The sequence below is a fragment of the Paenibacillus sp. P36 genome (assembly GCF_045866505.1).
GTDB lineage: Bacteria > Bacillota > Bacilli > Paenibacillales > NBRC-103111 > Paenibacillus_E > Paenibacillus_E chondroitinus.
Genome location: NZ_AP038372.1, coordinates 413,317 through 425,931, shown reverse-complemented (window position 1 = coordinate 425,931; position 12,615 = coordinate 413,317). Strand labels below are relative to the sequence as shown.

The window sequence follows — 12,615 nt, the reverse complement described above, 5'->3', positions numbered from 1 at the left end:
AATGAATACTCTCCTTCGTCCTAAAATCATGATTGATGAGTTAAGGCTTTACGAACTTGCGGATTAAAATAAATGATGAGATCACTAACAGGGCAACCAGCACAGTAACTGGAGTCGTGTCCCCGGTTTGCGGATTCACTACCGTAGACTTCTTATGCTCTGTATTAACAGCGGGAGCTGCTGCGGAAACCGGGCTGTCACTCATCGCTTTTGGCGTTACATTTGCAGCTGTGTCGGACTTTGTTTCAGCGGTGCTCAGTGCTTTCATGCTCTTCGCGTCAAAAGCAAAGCGAATCGTATAATCATGATCGTAATCGACGGATTTCACCGTCACATGGATTTTGGCCTTAAGCGGACTCGATACATCCTTCACTTTAAACTGAACCATCCGCGTATCATCGGCACTATCGCTTTTTAGCACTTGGGTATCCGCGAAACCTCCGTCATTGTCCACTTTAAAAACCGTAACCCATGAACTGTGATTCAATGTCATTTGCATGGTCATTTCCCCATTTTTCACTTGGAGAATCGCTGGCTTTTCCCAGTAATCGTTAGCCATGGAAGCAGAGTCATTATCTCCTTGAAGCACTGTATATCCAATGGAGTACGTCCCGTCTGCAAGAGCAGCAGCCTTCGATACAGGCACGTTAATGAGCATTACAAAAATTAGCATCATCAAAAGTGAAGCCGAGATGGATAAGCATTTTTTCATGTTCTTTCCCCTCCTTTCATCATCCATACAGATGCAGATGAAGATAATGATAATCATTATCAGTAAAAAGCAAAAAAAAAGAATAGACCTTCTATTCTATTGCTTTCACACATCCCCCATTTGCAAGCCGCATGCTAAAGACAGATGAGGCTGCTTGTTTATAGAGAATGATAATCATTATTAATTGGTCTATGGTTTAATCTTAGCCTAGCCTATTGAAAATTGTCAATACATACTACACCCCTAGATTTATTATAAAAATTACGATTGACATTTGATAATGATTTTCATTATCATTTTATGGGTGCTGTCATATGGATCGGTCACATTATTTTCTTAAGATATCTGGAGGTCATCTTTTATGAAAAAAATTCATTTTATTTTATTAAGCACACTCTTGGTTAGCATGTTGGCAGGTTGTTCCGCTCCTCCCCCACAGACTTCGGATACCACCCAGCAAGCGAGCAGCGGCTCTCTTTCCGTGACTGATTTTTCCGGTCGCAAAGTGACTTTCTCCAAGGTTCCGACGAAAATTGCCGCTCTTAGCAACGGTGAAATGGATATTGTATACGCGCTAGGCGGCGAATTGGTAGGCAGACCTACGTCCGCTGCTCCTCTTGCCAACAAAGAAGCGGCTAGCGTCGAACAGATCGGGACGCCTCACGGCATGGACATGGAGAAAGTGGCGCTCGTCCAACCGGACGTCGTTCTCGGCAATAACCCGTTGAACCTGAAAGACGTGCCTGCCGTCGAGGCGCTCGGCTCCAAGATGATCTTGACAGATGCCAACAGTGTCGCGGAGATCAAAAAACAAATCGGGCTTTTCGGCGAAGTGCTGGGCAAGAAAACGCGTGCCGATGAGCAAATTCAAGCGATTGATAAGAAAATTAGTGAGTTGCAAAAAAATCAGCCAACAGCAAAGATACGCGCTCTGCTTGTTTACGGTGCTCCTGGCACCTATATGGCTGCTCTTAACAATTCGCTGAGCGGTGATATTCTCTCCATCGCAGGCGGGGAGAACATTGCGTCAGACTATCCAAGCCTGGATAAATATCCGCAATATGCGCAGCTAAATACCGAAAAAATTATAAAATCGAACCCGCAGGTCATTTTCTTTATGGCGCATGGAGATACAGACAAAGTGAAGGAGGGTTTTCTGAAGGAGATGCAGATGAATGCGGCATGGAACAGTTTGGACGCCGTAAAAAATAATCACATTGAAGTGCTGCCATCGGATCTGTTCGGCTCCAATCCGGGAACACGCGTCATGGAATCCCTTGCGTTGATGCAGAAGCTTCTCCTCTCTGTTAAATAACTATGAACATACAACAGCGTAATACTAGAAGAAAACTAAGTTTTGTTGTCGCTCCCATCCTCGTTGCACTCGTGTCCATCTATGGGCTCACTTACGGCTCCGTCCATATCTCCCTCAGAGAAATCTGGGCCGTTTTCATGGCGGAGGGATCGCCTTTGCATGAGAAAATCGTTATGAATCTCCGACTTCCAAGGGTGCTCATTGGATTGCTCGTCGGTGCATGCTTGGCTGCGTCCGGTGCCTTGCTCCAAGGAGCAATGAAAAATCCGTTATCCGACCCAGGGGTCATTGGCGTCTCGGCCGGCGGAGGTCTTGCCGCCGTTGTCACGATGATTATTTTTCCGCAATACAGCTATTTGCTGCCAATTGCCGCTTTTCTCGGAGCCTTCGTCACCTCCATTTTCATTTATTTGCTGGCATGGGATAAAGGTTCCTCGCCACTGAAAATTATTTTGGCCGGAGTCGCCATCAATGCTCTGCTAGGGGCTGCTACAAGCGGAGTTATGGTCGTATTCAGCGACCGTGTTCAGGCTATTTTGCCTTGGTTGGCGGGCGGACTGAGCGGGAGAAGCTGGCATCACTTGGCATTTATGGCTCCCTACGCGCTCATTGGTCTCGGTTTGTCCGCGTTGATGATCAAACCCTCCAATCTGCTGCAGTTGGGTGATCATACTGCGCAGTTATTAGGCCAGAAAGTCGAACTTCAGCGGCTCCTTATCATCTTGTTGTCTTCCTTATTGGCGGGGGCCGCTGTCAGCGTAGCAGGCTTAGTGGGCTTCGTCGGCTTGATTGTCCCTCATGCCATTCGCCTGCTGATTGGGGATGATTATCGGTTTTTGCTCCCGTTATCCATTCTAGGCGGAGCGACCCTCGTCGTTCTTGCCGACACGGTGGCGCGATCGTGGTTCGATCCGATTGAACTTCCTGTCGGCATTTTACTTGCGGGGCTGGGTGCGCCATTCTTTTTATACTTGTTGAAGAAGCGGAGGATTATGTAATGTCTGCCATTGAAACGAGACAGGTGCACCTCCATGTTGGCGGTTTTCAACTTCAGCATGTGACGCTTTCCATTCCTTCTGAAAAAATCACAGCCATCGTAGGGCCCAACGGCTCCGGCAAATCGACTTTACTCCAAGCCATGACCCGTCTGTTGACGCCTGATCAGGGAGAAGTTTATGTACAGGATAAGCCCCTGCAGCGTTATAAAACGATTGAACTTGCGCAAACCATCGCGCTCATGACGCAATCCAAACATACGATACCGAATCTAACCGTAGGTGAACTCGTCGCATATGGCCGCTCGCCATACAAACGATTATTTGACCATATGAATCCGGAAGATCGAGATATTGTTCAATGGGCCATGGAGGTCACACATACGCTGAGGCATGAAAACCGCATGTTTCACACCCTGTCGGGGGGTGAACAGCAAAAGGCGCGGATTGCGATGGCACTCGCTCAAAAAACGACGATTATTTTACTCGATGAACCAACTACTTTCCTTGATATCGCCCATCAGCTGGATGTTATGGAAATGCTCGTGAAGATTAACGAAGCTTATCGGATAACGATTGTTATGGTCCTTCATGATCTTCAGCAAGCTGCGAATTACTGCCATTACCTCGTCGCTATGAAAAGGGGAGAAATCCAGCAAACAGGCAATCCCAAGGAAGTCATAACGGCTCAATTTCTTAAAGATATTTACCAGATCGAAGCCAAGGTTAGGTTCGAAGATAATTACGTCAACATTATGCCTATTCGTAAATTGTAAAAAAAAGGTTGAGCAGCACACAAAGTGCTGCTCAACCTTTTTTATTTCGGCTGCACCATATCTTCCGGCCGCACGTAAGTATCAAACTGCTCCGCCGTCAAGTAGCCGCTGCGCACAGCTGACTCTTTCAATGTCAGCCCTTCCTTGTGGGCTTGCTTCGCAATACTGGCCGCTTTCTCATACCCGATATACGGGTTGAGCGCGGTAACCAGCATGAGCGATTGCTCGAGATTGCGCTGAATCACCTCGCGATTCGGCTCCATCCCCACGAGGCAATTGTCATTGAACGAGCGCATGCTATCGGCCAGCAGCCGGACGGACTGCAGGAAGTTGTGGATGATAACGGGCTTGAACACGTTCAGCTCGAAGTTGCCCTGGCTGGCGGCGAAGCCGATGGCCGCATCGTTGCCCATGACCTGGCACACGACCATCGTCATCGCTTCGCTCTGGGTCGGGTTCACCTTGCCCGGCATAATCGAAGAGCCGGGCTCGTTCTCCGGGATCGTGATTTCGCCGATCCCGCAGCGGGGACCACTCGATAGCCACCGCACGTCGTTGGCTATCTTCATCAAGTTCGCCGCGAGCGCCTTCAGCGCGCCGTGAGCGTACACGATCTGATCATGGCTCGTCAGCGCATGAAACTTGTTCGCCGCCGAGACGAAGCTCGTGCCCGTCTCGCTGGAGAGCTGCTCGGCAACGCGCGCGCCGAATTCCGGATGCGCGTTCAGCCCGGTGCCCACCGCGGTGCCGCCAATGGCCAGCTCGCGCATCGTATCCACGCTGCTGCGCACCATGCGCGCGCTCTGCTCCAGCATCGCCCACCAGCCGCTGATCTCCTGCCCCAGCGTCAGCGGGGTGGCGTCCTGCAGGTGGGTGCGGCCGATTTTGACGATGGAGGCATAGGCCTCCATCTTGCTGTGCAGCGTTGCCTGCAATAGCTCTAGCGCAGGCAGCAGCTCCTGCTCCACCGCGAGAACGCCGGCTACGTGCATCGCGGTAGGGAATGTATCGTTCGAGCTCTGTGAACGATTCACATCGTCATTGGGATGGATGCGTGCTCCATCCCCGAGCAATTCGCTGCCGCGATGCGCAATCACCTCGTTGACGTTCATGTTCGACTGCGTCCCGCTGCCGGTCTGCCAGACAACGAGCGGGAACTCGCCGCTCCAGCGGCCCTGCACGATTTCGTCTGCCGCCTGTGCGATGGCGTCTGCTTTCCCCGGCGTTAACCCGCCAAGCTCACGGTTGACAATAGCGGCCGCTTTTTTCAATAAAGCAAAAGCAGCTATTAACCGCTCCGGCATCCGCTCGGTCCCAATCTTGAAATTCTCAAAGCTGCGCTGCGTCTGAGCACCCCACAACTTATCCACAGGTACCCTGATTTCCCCCATCGTATCTCGTTCAATCCGGAATTGCTGCTCCAAACCAATCATCCTCCTATGTAGGCGCTGACCGCCAAGCCAATACCTTCTGTTAACCAGCCAATGGCTAGCATCAAACACATGAAGCATAGTTTGCCCAAATGATGGAACGCTATGAGCCATAAACTGGTTTTCTCCCTTACGAACAAGCTATAATCAAGGATAACTAACAAAACAAGTGCCCTCTACAGGGGTAAACAAAGGAGCTCTCACGCATGGAATCGAGACTTGCTATCATCGTCCGCTCGACGGAAATCGATGTGAACGGCCACGTCAATAACGCCAAATATTTGGAGTATCTGGAGTGGGGCCGTGAGGAATGGTACGAACTTTCCCAACTGGCTTACGAGACCTTCGGCTCGATGGGCATCCAAACCGTAACGGTGAACATCAACATTAATTACAAAAAAGAATGCAAGCAAGGCGAACACCTCACCATTACCTGCCGCCCGGATAAAATGGGACGCTCCAGCTATGTGCTGAAGCAAGAAATTTATAACGAGCAAGGGGAGCTGTGCGCAGATGCTCTAGTAACCAGCGTGACAATGGACAGTACAACACGCAAAAGCGTGGAAGCGCCCGAAGCTCTGCGGAAACATTTTAGCTGAAAAAGAGAAAGTTAAAGGTTACCTGTGGATAACTTTTCCCCCAGTGGTGTCGGCATGCCGTCCATACTGATCATGTTTTTCTCCTGCCAATACGCCAACAGACCTTCTTCCCCTTTATTTACAGCCCATTTCTGCAGCGTATTCCGCTCACCCTCATAATTGTAAAAGGGCACGCTGAAACCGCAGGAGGTCTTGACCTCATGGACTTTGACCGCGATGATTTGACGGGCTCCAGGCAGCATAGTGAACATGGGGGCTAACGCCTCCCACTCCTGGGTATCCGGCAGAATGACGCGCCCCTGCCCGTATAAGCGCAGAATCATTGGCGGTCCCTCGAATGCCGTAAACATAACCGTTATCCTTCCGTTCTCTTCGAGATGCGCGCTCGTTTCATTCCCGCTCCCCGTTAAATCCAAATAGGCCACTTCATTCGCATTGATAATGCGCAGAACGTCATGGCCTTTCGGTGATAAATTGACATGCCCATCCCCTGACAGCGGGGCCGATCCTACGAAAAAGATGTGCTGCTTGGCAATAAACGCCTCATGTTCCGGCAGTATGGCCTCAAATGATTTCCCCATTGCGCTCTCCACCTTTCCATTTTCTTCTATTATGCTCCTCCTCACTCTATTTGTGAAATATATTTCTTTGGCGTGCTTTATAGTTATTTCCTATGGTCATTTGCCAAATGATATCAAAAAAGATGGAAATTATTTGTATAATTCAGGAAGCATGGAGGCATACTTAGTTGGTTGAAAAATGAGGAGGTGAGTGTTCATGTCAACGAACAATCAAAACGATGTGGTAAGCCACGCCATCAACGCAGCTCAGGCCAATGCGGAAGACAGCCAAGCGCAGCAACAAGTGGAAGAGCTAAGCTCCATGCTGCAAAGCTCAACAGCCGATGCCAATGAGGATACGTCCTCTGAAGAGTAGTGTTTGCCCTTAGGGACAAACACAAAAAGAGCTTTCCCGACAGGTCAATCTGGACCTGGGGAGAGCTCTTTTTACATTCAGCAGAACTGGTTTCTCTTCCTCCGCCCCCATGAACCAAACGCCCATCCACCGAATAAATTGTAGCAAAAACGTTAGGGATGGATGTTAAGCATGGACGGATTAGATCACCCTTTAAGTATACAAACCTACCAGATGCTCCACGATAAATTAAAGCTGCTTTACCCCGCCGTTATTCATCACACGCCTTACACCGCGGAACGCGCCATGAACATTGCGATTGTTAATGCCGTTAACAAGCAGCTTCACGAGCAAGGCTACCCCCAAAATCCGAAGACAGACGTTACCGCCTACTACGAACTGAAAAACAATCAGCGAGGGGTGCTCAGCCTAACTTTATGGAATTATGCATTTTCCGGCGGCGCTCATGGCCTTACAATTCAAAACGCTTTAACTTTCAATACAGAAACCGGTCAGGCGTATGCGTTAAAAGATTTGTTTAAACCGGGCAGCGATTATGTCGGCAAGCTCAGCGAAATGATTAAAGCTGAAATTAAGCTGCGGGATATTCCCCTGCTGGTTGACTTTCAAGCGATTCGACCGGATCAGGATTTTTATATTGCGGATAAAGCACTCGTCATCTATTTTCAAGTTTACGAGCTGGCCGCTTATGTGTACGGTTTTCTTTATTTCCCTATTTCTGTGTATGCCCTTCAAGACATCATTGCCGAAGAGGGTCCGCTGGGAAAAATGTTTAGTTAACCGCAGACAATAATTTGTCGGCTAAACTTTCCTTTGTTGACTGCGCAGCGGTCTGCTATGTGAAAGCCCGCCTGCTCGATCAGCGGATCAATCTGCTCCGTCGTAATAATGACCACACGCGACGCCAAGCGGCGAGCTGACTGCAGCATTTGCAGCTGCTCATCCTCCGGCAGCTTCGAGCATAGGTTGTACGGCATGTCGAGGATGAGCGCGTCATAGCGGCTCTCTGCGTTGCCAGCAGCTGGTGTAGCGGCTGGGGCTGGAGAGACATGGGAGGCCGCTGGCAGGCCCAGCGACCGCATGTCTCCAAGCGTGACCACATTCGGCATGCCGAAGTGGGCCAGATTCACCCGCGCGCCGCGCACCGCCAGCGGGTTCATGTCGTTGCCGACGATGTCGATGCCCATCGACATCGCTTCCACCAGTACCGTGCCGATGCCGCAGCACGGGTCAATGACCCGCGTGCCCGCTATAACGGGCACGGCGATGTTCACCACCGCCCGCGCTACGCGCGTACTCAGGGCGGTGGAGTAGTTCTGCGGCTTCTGCTGATGCTGAAGCCAGACGGCTTCGCCGTAGGAGCAGTCGCCGAACAACCAGCGGTCCCCCAGCTGCGTCACGGCGAACCACTGCTCCGGCTTCCGCATCTCGGCTTTGCCGCGGAGATGCCGGCCTAGTTCGCGTTCGACATCCCGCCGCCGGTCATAGCTGACCGGCGTGTCCGTCTCCGCGAACACAACCTTGAACGTTGACCCGCTTACGGTCAACGTCTCGACCTGCGAGGCCAGCTCCGGCAGGCTGCCGGCCTCGTAACGAACATCCAGCCGCAGCTTCAGGAAAGGGCTGCGGCTCGGTTCCACCCTGCGCGGGCTGACGGCGTAGCCCGCGCCGAGCACGGTTCCTGCGCCCAGTAAGGTGCGCAGCTCTAACTGACATAGCGCCTGCTCGTCTTCATGGCAGGCGTAAATATAGATGTGTTCCATTGATCGGTATCCCTCATTTTAAATGTGAATCTGTGTTATGAAGTAACATCTTTGCTTTCGCTTAGGAATTGCTGTGTGACTTGCTTCATGAACGTTTTGGTCGTCTGGCACAAGAACATATCCTTGCGATATACGATGCCAACATCCTTTTGCGGCACAGGATCCATAATGGGAATACAGCGGATCTCACTGCTCTGAATGCCTTCCAAATAGGAGCCGGGTAAAACCGCACCGCACACATGATTTTTAGCCATTTGCAGCAAAGACTCCAAAGTGGACAGCTCCAACACCGGCTTGCATAGCAAATCTGACTGCTCGCAGCATGCCTCTATCATATGCCGGACATAAAACTTCTTAGGCAGCATGGCGACTGGCAGCTGAACAAGATCCTCCAGCCGGATCGCTTCGGCGTCAGACAACGGGTGATCTTTGGAGACGACTAGCAGCAGTTTTTCCTTATACAAGGGAATCCGAACCAACTGCTCATCCTCATCCGGCAAAAAAACAACGCCTAAATCCAGCTGATTGTTCAGCAGCCCTTCTATCGTCTCTTCGGTGGCCAGTTCAGCTACCGACAGCTCTATTTTCGGATACTCAGCATGAAAAGCCATAATCGTAGCCGTCAGCAGGTGATTGCCCGAACAGCCAATACGCAGCCGCCCCCGCTGCATGCCTTGAATCTCGTTGAAAGCAGCCTGCGCTTGCTCCAACTCATGAAAAATATTGCGGCTGTGCTTAAGCAAAATCTCTCCGGCCTCCGTCACATAAACCTTTTTGCCGATGCGCTGAAAAAGAGGCGAACCGATTCGCTGCTCCAAGATGCGAATTTGCTGGCTTAATGTGGGCTGGCTGATTCCCAGCTTCTCTGCGGCTTTCGTGAAATGCAGTTCTTCACAAACAGCCAAAAAGTAGGCCAATAACCGATAATCCATCCTCTTAGCCCCCGTTCATAGCGATTAACTATGATCGTAATTGATATTTGCCAATTGATCAATGATTGTTATTTTTCTATAGTATAGAATAACGATTAAGATCGTAAACGAAAGGTGGTTACTTGCCATGTATGGACAAATTCGATTTGAACGCAATCCGCACCTCAAAACAAAACCAGGCGTCCAGGATGACCTAGGCTTTGGGCGTATCTTTACAGACCATATGTTTGTGCTGGACTACATCGAAGGACAAGGTTGGCACGATCCGCGGATCGTTCCTTATGCCCCGCTCTCTTATGACCCTGCCGCGATGATTTTTCATTATGGGCAAGCTGTTTTTGAAGGGTTAAAAGCATTTCGCACCGAAAGCGGAGAGATTCAAATTTTCCGTCCCGACCAAAATGCCAAACGGCTCAACCGTTCCAGTGAACGGCTTAACATGCCCCCAATCGATGAGGACTTCATCGTAAACGCCATTCAAGAGCTCGTACGTGTCGACGCTGACTGGGTACCAAGCAAACAGGGTGCGTCTCTCTATATTCGTCCCTTCGTGATTGCTACTGAAGCCGGTCTAGGCGTGCGCCCTTCTTCGCGCTACTCCTTCGTTGTCATTATGTCGCCGGTAGGCGCTTACTATGAGGAAGGGCTTCAGCCTGTCAAAATCCTCGTAGAAAGCCACTACGCCAGAGCCGTTCAAGGCGGTACTGGCGGTGCCAAAGCTGCTGGGAACTACGCAGCAAGCTTGAAAGCGCAAGTGCTCGCTAAAGAGCATGACTGTGCGCAGGTACTGTGGCTGGACGCTATCGACAAGAAAAGCTTAGAGGAAGTCGGCAGCATGAACGTCTTTTTCAAAATTGGCGGGGAAGTTGTGACGCCAAGCCTCAGCGGCTCGATCTTGGAAGGCATTACCCGCAAAAGCATTATCCACTTGCTGAACGATTGGGGCATCCCTGTCATCGAGCGGAAAATCTCCATCGACGAAATCGTGCAAGCGTATGAAAATGGCACGTTGGAAGAGGCCTTCGGCACAGGCACAGCCGCCGTTGTTTCGCCTATCGGCAGCCTGCTGTGGCAGGGCACTCCGATGGTCATTAACAATGGCCAGATCGGTGAGCTTGTCCACAAGCTCTACGACACGATTACTGGCATCCAGTACGGCCGCATCGCGGATAAACATAGTTGGATGGTAACTTGCTAATCGCATCCCGGCATTTTGAAGAACCTTTCCTTCCCCTTAGGTGGTTGGAAAGGTTCTTTTTCGTTTCACCAGCCAAACAAAATAAGAGTTAAGCTATCGCTTAACTCTTAAATCCGTGTACCACCGGTTATTATGATACGGTGCGGCTTGCTACCGATAACGGCAAGTTTTCAACTAAACCAAGCGCCCGTGCTGTTGAAGAATCAATTTGTTTGATAAGCTCAGGGTTTTTCAATAAGGAAACGCCAAATGAAGGAATCATTTCCTTGATTTTTGGTTCCCACGCTTTGACCTGTTGCGGGAAGCATTTTTTGATCAAGTCAAGCATAACGGAAACGGCTGTCGATGCCCCCGGAGAAGCACCAAGCAAAGCTGCTATTGAACCATCAGCGGCGCTAACAAGCTCCGTACCGAATTGAAGCGTTCCTTTGCCGGCAGCTGTGTCTTTGATAACCTGCACGCGCTGGCCAGCAACCACCAGTTCCCAATCCTCGCTTTTGGCGTTAGGGACAAATTCGCGCAAAGCTTCCATACGCTGCTCTTTGGATAACATAACTTCCTTGATCAGGTATTTGGTCAATGACATGTTTTTGCTGCCTGCCGCGAGCATCGTGACAAGATTATCCGTTTTGACGGAAGTGATTAAGTCAAACATGGAGCCGGTTTTTAAGAACTTCGGTGAGAAGCCGGCAAACGGTCCAAAGAATAATGATTTTTTCTTATCGATAAATCGCGTATCCAAATGCGGAACCGACATCGGAGGAGCACCAACCGGCGCCTTGCCATATACTTTGGCAAAATGCTGCTCGACAATTTCCGGTTTCTGACATACCATGAATATCCCGCTTACCGGGAATCCGCCAATCCCTCTTCCTTCCGGAATACCGGATTTTTGCAGCAAATGGAGGCTGCCTCCGCCTGCGCCGATAAAGACGAATTTGGCCGAGTGATGATCGACGTTACCACTATCGAGGTTCCGTACTTTGAGCTCCCACGAGCCATCGCTCGCTCGTTTGATATCATCCACGCTATGTTTGTACAAGATATCGGCGTTTTGATCCTTTAGGTGAGCAAACAAGTTACGCGTTAACGCGCCAAAGTTGACATCAGTGCCTGATTCAATTCTTGTTGCTGCGATAGGTTCATTCAATTCCCGATCTTTCATAATAAGTGGAATCCATTCCGCCAGTTTAGCCGGGTCATCGGAAAATTCCATCCCTTGGAACAACGGATTGTTCGTTAGTGCTTCAAAGCGTTTTTTCAAAAATGCTACATTTTGCGCCCCTTGTACTAGACTCATATGAGGCAACGGTGAGATAAAGTCTTGCGGATTGCGGATCAGCTTGCTATTGACCAGATAAGACCAGAATTGTTTGGAAACTTGAAACTCTTCATTCGTTTTGATAGCTTTGCTGATATCTATGGATCCGTCCGATTTTTCGACGGTGTAGTTAAGCTCGCACAATGAAGAATGTCCCGTTCCCGCATTATTCCACTCGTTAGAGCTTTCCTCGCCAGCACTTGCGAGCTTCTCAATCACTGTAATTTTCCATTCCGGCACTAACTCTTTCAACAGTGACCCCAAGGTCGCACTCATGATTCCGGCACCAATTAAGATAACATCTGTTTTCATTTGTCTGTTGCTCATTTTAACCGTCCTTATACCCTAAGATTTGCAGAAAGGATGTAGGCGTTCTTGGTAAGACGCTACAGCAAGCCAGGGAGCAAGCTAGTCACACATCTTTTCTGGATCAAAACTAACCCTATTTATAAAATATTTATTTAACTATTATATGATAGTTATAAGCTGTACGACAAGAAGTAAGGCCAAGAAGCCTTGCAGGTTATTCCTTACATCGTGCGTAGAAGCTTCCACGAAAGCAGTTTCCGAACCAATTATGCCTATCTTTACATCTTGCACGAAACTAAATGATAGTATTTGGCCCCACAGCCATAGAC

General features: G+C 49.8%; 13 protein-coding genes. 7 read left to right on the top strand and 6 right to left on the bottom strand.

What is annotated here, in order from left to right; all coding sequences use genetic code 11:
- Positions 1–40: 40 nt before the first annotated feature.
- Positions 41–712: a heme uptake protein IsdC gene (gene isdC, locus ACKTT9_RS01960; RefSeq protein WP_407870293.1), complete on the bottom strand. Its 672-nt coding sequence runs from the start codon at positions 710–712 to the stop codon at positions 41–43.
- 361 nt (positions 713–1,073) lie between these two features.
- On the opposite strand from isdC, the gene ACKTT9_RS01955 reads away from it, so the two are divergent.
- The 3 genes from ACKTT9_RS01955 to ACKTT9_RS01945 are packed head-to-tail and all read left to right on the top strand — an operon-like array spanning position 1,074 to position 3,798.
- Complete coding sequence (locus ACKTT9_RS01955; RefSeq protein WP_407870292.1) at positions 1,074–2,027, top strand: ABC transporter substrate-binding protein; 954 nt, start codon at positions 1,074–1,076, stop codon at positions 2,025–2,027.
- Positions 2,028–2,029: 2 nt separating this feature from the next.
- Positions 2,030–3,025: an iron ABC transporter permease gene (locus tag ACKTT9_RS01950; RefSeq protein ID WP_157323574.1), complete on the top strand. Its 996-nt coding sequence runs from the start codon at positions 2,030–2,032 to the stop codon at positions 3,023–3,025.
- Entirely contained in the window at positions 3,025–3,798 is a 774-nt protein-coding gene (locus ACKTT9_RS01945) for an ABC transporter ATP-binding protein (RefSeq protein WP_407870291.1), read from the top strand. Before ACKTT9_RS01950 ends, ACKTT9_RS01945 begins: the two co-directional genes overlap by 1 nt.
- A 41-nt stretch (positions 3,799–3,839) precedes the next feature.
- On the opposite strand, the gene fumC is transcribed toward ACKTT9_RS01945, so the two are convergent.
- Positions 3,840–5,222, bottom strand: coding sequence for a class II fumarate hydratase (gene fumC, locus ACKTT9_RS01940; protein ID WP_407870290.1), 1,383 nt, complete (start codon positions 5,220–5,222; stop codon positions 3,840–3,842).
- Between the two features lie 212 nt (positions 5,223–5,434).
- On the opposite strand from fumC, the gene ACKTT9_RS01935 reads away from it, so the two are divergent.
- Positions 5,435–5,827, top strand: a complete 393-nt coding sequence (locus ACKTT9_RS01935) for an acyl-CoA thioesterase (RefSeq protein WP_407870289.1) — start codon at positions 5,435–5,437, stop codon at positions 5,825–5,827.
- Between the two features lie 11 nt (positions 5,828–5,838).
- On the opposite strand, the gene ACKTT9_RS01930 is transcribed toward ACKTT9_RS01935, so the two are convergent.
- Complete coding sequence (locus tag ACKTT9_RS01930) at positions 5,839–6,408, bottom strand: pyridoxamine 5'-phosphate oxidase family protein (RefSeq protein WP_407870288.1); 570 nt, start codon at positions 6,406–6,408, stop codon at positions 5,839–5,841.
- Positions 6,409–6,604: 196 nt separating this feature from the next.
- On the opposite strand from ACKTT9_RS01930, the gene ACKTT9_RS01925 reads away from it, so the two are divergent.
- Together ACKTT9_RS01925 and ACKTT9_RS01920 are read left to right on the top strand one after the other, a co-directional pair.
- Positions 6,605–6,763 (top strand): hypothetical protein, encoded by a 159-nt coding sequence (locus ACKTT9_RS01925; protein WP_164819822.1) that lies wholly within the window; start codon positions 6,605–6,607, stop codon positions 6,761–6,763.
- Positions 6,764–6,934: 171 nt separating this feature from the next.
- Positions 6,935–7,543 carry a DUF3298 domain-containing protein gene (locus tag ACKTT9_RS01920; RefSeq protein ID WP_407870287.1) on the top strand — a complete coding sequence of 203 codons (609 nt, stop codon included), beginning with the start codon at positions 6,935–6,937 and terminating at the stop codon, positions 7,541–7,543.
- On the opposite strand, the gene ACKTT9_RS01915 is transcribed toward ACKTT9_RS01920, so the two are convergent.
- Both ACKTT9_RS01915 and ACKTT9_RS01910 read right to left on the bottom strand, forming a co-directional pair.
- The gene (locus ACKTT9_RS01915; RefSeq protein WP_407870286.1) at positions 7,540–8,526 is read right to left on the bottom strand and encodes a TRM11 family SAM-dependent methyltransferase; all 987 of its coding nucleotides are present in this window, start codon (positions 8,524–8,526) and stop codon (positions 7,540–7,542) included. The genes ACKTT9_RS01920 and ACKTT9_RS01915 overlap by 4 nt on opposite strands.
- A 35-nt stretch (positions 8,527–8,561) precedes the next feature.
- Positions 8,562–9,458 carry a LysR family transcriptional regulator gene (locus ACKTT9_RS01910; protein WP_407870285.1) on the bottom strand — a complete coding sequence of 299 codons (897 nt, stop codon included), beginning with the start codon at positions 9,456–9,458 and terminating at the stop codon, positions 8,562–8,564.
- 127 nt (positions 9,459–9,585) lie between these two features.
- Between ACKTT9_RS01910 and ACKTT9_RS01905 the strand changes: the two genes are divergently transcribed.
- The gene (locus ACKTT9_RS01905; protein ID WP_407870284.1) at positions 9,586–10,656 is read left to right on the top strand and encodes a branched-chain amino acid aminotransferase; all 1,071 of its coding nucleotides are present in this window, start codon (positions 9,586–9,588) and stop codon (positions 10,654–10,656) included.
- A 130-nt stretch (positions 10,657–10,786) separates the two neighbouring features.
- On the opposite strand, the gene ACKTT9_RS01900 is transcribed toward ACKTT9_RS01905, so the two are convergent.
- On the bottom strand, positions 10,787–12,304 hold the full coding sequence (locus ACKTT9_RS01900; protein ID WP_407870283.1) for a malate:quinone oxidoreductase: 1,518 nt from the start codon (positions 12,302–12,304) through the stop codon (positions 10,787–10,789).
- Between the last annotated feature and the right edge of the window lie 311 nt (positions 12,305–12,615).

Excerpts from the sequence above, each read along its gene's own strand:
- isdC (WP_407870293.1), bottom strand. The coding sequence starts at position 712 with ATGAAAAAATGCTTATCCATCTCGGCTTCACTTTTGATGATGCTAATT.
- ACKTT9_RS01955 (WP_407870292.1), top strand. The coding sequence starts at position 1,074 with ATGAAAAAAATTCATTTTATTTTATTAAGCACACTCTTGGTTAGCATG.
- ACKTT9_RS01950 (WP_157323574.1), top strand. The coding sequence starts at position 2,030 with ATGAACATACAACAGCGTAATACTAGAAGAAAACTAAGTTTTGTTGTC.
- ACKTT9_RS01945 (WP_407870291.1), top strand. The coding sequence starts at position 3,025 with ATGTCTGCCATTGAAACGAGACAGGTGCACCTCCATGTTGGCGGTTTT.
- ACKTT9_RS01935 (WP_407870289.1), top strand. The coding sequence starts at position 5,435 with ATGGAATCGAGACTTGCTATCATCGTCCGCTCGACGGAAATCGATGTG.
- ACKTT9_RS01930 (WP_407870288.1), bottom strand. The coding sequence starts at position 6,408 with ATGGGGAAATCATTTGAGGCCATACTGCCGGAACATGAGGCGTTTATT.
- ACKTT9_RS01925 (WP_164819822.1), top strand. The coding sequence starts at position 6,605 with ATGTCAACGAACAATCAAAACGATGTGGTAAGCCACGCCATCAACGCA.
- ACKTT9_RS01920 (WP_407870287.1), top strand. The coding sequence starts at position 6,935 with ATGGACGGATTAGATCACCCTTTAAGTATACAAACCTACCAGATGCTC.
- ACKTT9_RS01915 (WP_407870286.1), bottom strand. The coding sequence starts at position 8,526 with ATGGAACACATCTATATTTACGCCTGCCATGAAGACGAGCAGGCGCTA.
- ACKTT9_RS01910 (WP_407870285.1), bottom strand. The coding sequence starts at position 9,458 with ATGGATTATCGGTTATTGGCCTACTTTTTGGCTGTTTGTGAAGAACTG.
- ACKTT9_RS01905 (WP_407870284.1), top strand. The coding sequence starts at position 9,586 with ATGTATGGACAAATTCGATTTGAACGCAATCCGCACCTCAAAACAAAA.
- ACKTT9_RS01900 (WP_407870283.1), bottom strand. The coding sequence starts at position 12,304 with ATGAGCAACAGACAAATGAAAACAGATGTTATCTTAATTGGTGCCGGA.